The organism is Neisseria sp. HMSC078H04, assembly GCF_001838135.1.
Classification (GTDB): domain Bacteria; phylum Pseudomonadota; class Gammaproteobacteria; order Burkholderiales; family Neisseriaceae; genus Neisseria.
On the sequence record NZ_KV835823.1, the window covers coordinates 1 to 205 of the forward strand.

Consider the following 205-nt stretch of genomic DNA (forward strand, 5'->3'; position numbering starts at 1 on the left):
TCGTAGGCGTAGGCGAAGGTATGGCCCAGCGCGTTGGTGCGTTTGAGCGGCAGTCCGTCCACTGCGAGTTCGTAGGCGGTTTTGGCACCGAGTCCATCGATGTAGGCGGTCAGACGGTTGAGGCGGTCGTATTCGAAGGTTTCGTGACTGCCGTCGGGATAGTCGGTACGGACGGGGTTGCCCGCTGCGTCGTAGTGGTGGCGGG

Annotated in this window: 1 protein-coding gene; it reads right to left on the minus strand. The window is 62.9% G+C overall.

Going from position 1 to position 205, the window contains the following annotated elements; translation table 11 throughout:
• The coding region (locus HMPREF2560_RS01915) for an RHS repeat domain-containing protein (protein ID WP_168167303.1) at window positions 1-205 on the minus strand (205 nt) is incomplete at both ends.